This is a genomic window from Microbacterium sp. Leaf351 (assembly GCF_001423825.1).
Taxonomy (GTDB): Bacteria; Actinomycetota; Actinomycetes; order Actinomycetales; family Microbacteriaceae; genus Microbacterium; species Microbacterium ginsengisoli.
The window spans coordinates 74,140-75,139 of record NZ_LMPK01000023.1 but is presented as its reverse complement, the minus strand read 5'-3'; the positions used below and the strand labels follow the sequence as shown (position 1 = coordinate 75,139).

Genomic DNA, 1,000 nt, shown 5'->3' with positions numbered 1-1,000 from the left:
CCAAGCCAGGCCTCTCGAACCGCCTCTGGGAGATCGAGCAGCCCGCCGCGGCGGTCGCGAACGGCTACTTCGTCCTCGCCCCCAACCGCGTCGGCCGCGAGGACAACGAGTACGGCGACGAGGCGGTCACCTTCTACGGCACCAGCCAGATCGTCGACCCGCGCGGCAACTACGTCGGCGCGCTCGGCTCGGGCGAGTCCGAGGAGATCCTCATCCGCGACCTCGACATGGACCTCGTGCAGGAGATGCGCGACGACTGGCAGTTCTTCCGCGACCGCCGCCCCGACACCTACGACGAGATCACGGCTCCCTGAGCCCGACCGGCGCGCAGCGGCATCCGATTCGACAGGAGCGACCCATGGCCACGACCCTCATCACCGGCGGCACCGTCGTCAACGCGACCGGCACGGGCGACGCCGACGTGCTCATCGACGGCGAGACCATCGTCGCGGTGCTCGCGCCCGGCTCGACACTGCTCGGGCACGACCTCGCCCGCTCGGTCGACACCGTCGTCGACGCGACCGGCAAGTACGTCATCCCCGGCGGCATCGACGCCCACACCCACATGGAGATGCCCTTCGGCGGCACCTTCGCCAGCGACACCTTCGAGACCGGCACCCGTGCCGCCGCGATCGGCGGCACGACGAGCATCGTCGACTTCGTCGTGCAGTACCCCGAGCAGAACATCCTCGAGCAGTACCACGCGTGGCACGAGAAGGCCGCCGGCAACTGCGCGATCGACTACGGGTTCCACCAGATCCTCTCCGACGTGCAGGACTCGTCGCTGACCGCGATGGACGAGCTGATCGCCGAGGGCGTGACATCCTTCAAGCTCTTCATGGCCTACAAGGGCGTCTTCCTCTCGGACGACGGGCAGATCCTGCGGGCGTTCCAGAAGGGCGCCGACAACGGCGCGATGATGATGATGCACGCCGAGAACGGCGCGATCATCGACGTGCTCGTGCAGCAGGCGCTCGAGGCCGGGAAGACCAGCCCGTAC

The 1,000-nt window shown here is 68.4% G+C and carries 1 protein-coding gene and 1 pseudogene; both read left to right on the top strand.

The features are described from left to right. Nucleotides 1–314, top strand: a 314-nt coding sequence (locus ASG00_RS17760) for a nitrilase-related carbon-nitrogen hydrolase (RefSeq protein ID WP_442922624.1), incomplete at its 5' end; no start/stop codon positions are given. 44 nt (nucleotides 315–358) lie between these two features. Next, nucleotides 359–1,000: pseudogene (locus ASG00_RS17755) on the top strand (amidohydrolase family protein); the annotation flags it as partial.